Source organism: Vibrio sp. D431a, assembly GCF_030248655.1.
In the GTDB taxonomy this organism is placed as follows: domain Bacteria; phylum Pseudomonadota; class Gammaproteobacteria; order Enterobacterales; family Vibrionaceae; genus Vibrio; species Vibrio alginolyticus.
The window spans coordinates 1-853 of the sequence record NZ_JAHGAP010000043.1 but is presented as its reverse complement, the minus strand read 5'-3'; the positions used below and the strand labels follow the sequence as shown (position 1 = coordinate 853).

1 protein-coding gene is annotated in these 853 nt (G+C 42.3%); it reads right to left on the bottom strand.

Translation table 11 applies throughout. The features are described 5' to 3' along the window. Positions 1–134: 134 nt before the first annotated feature. Entirely contained in the window at positions 135–569 is a 435-nt protein-coding gene (locus tag KJB35_RS26280; protein WP_213986556.1) for a GNAT family N-acetyltransferase, read from the bottom strand. Positions 570–853: the final 284 nt, after the last annotated feature.

Genomic DNA, 853 nt, shown 5'->3' with positions numbered 1-853 from the left:
ACTCCAAAGCTATAACGCCGCGTTAAGGGGTGAACAACGCAATGCCACCTAACTTAAACTATTGTGCCATAAACACAAAAACTGAACTATGAGCTAAAACCGCCAAGCGTTGAGAATCCCTCTTGAACGCTTTGTTATGTGCGTACTATTTGGTGCCGCATTTCAATTAGCTGATGCTCACCCACAATCTCTACTTCTTTGATGAACTCAAAACCAAACCTTTCATAGTATTTTCTAAGATAACCATGAGCGTGGATTTCAATAGACTCGACACCAATACTCTGTGCATGAACCATTAATGCTTGAACAATTTTTGAAGCAACTCCAACCCCTCGATATGCCTCAGTAACCACTACCCTAGCCATAATAGAAGAACCGTCTTCTTTCACTGTTAGGCGAGCAGTAGCAATTGGTTCACCTTGTTCCGTTACTAACGCGTGAATTGACTCTTCATCTAATCCATCAAAGTCTAATTCTGTAGGGATCTGTTGTTCAAGTGTAAATACCTGATAACGGATAGATTGAGCCAGCTTGATCAACTCGGAATCGTTGCCGATAGTTACTTCCATTGCTATTTTCCTCCAAGCACATAACGCCCTGTTAAGGGGTGAGCAACGCAATACCGATGCCGCCGCATACCACCTTAATCACTTAAACCAACGCATAGTGAAAATGCCACGCGTTGCGAATCCCTCTTGAACAGTTTGTTATGTTTGGGGCTCAAGAGTTCTGCTTAACTCTATTTCCCTACCTGCGACTAAGTTTCCAGTAGGTATAAAACCACAATTTAAGTAGAAATCTTTTGGACCACCTGTGCTATCTACAACACTTGTATAAAGAGCCGATGCTCCAA

Bases quoted from the DNA above. Each gene is read 5' to 3' on its own strand.
- KJB35_RS26280 (WP_213986556.1), bottom strand. From the start codon at position 569: ATGGAAGTAACTATCGGCAACGATTCCGAGTTGATCAAGCTGGCTCAA.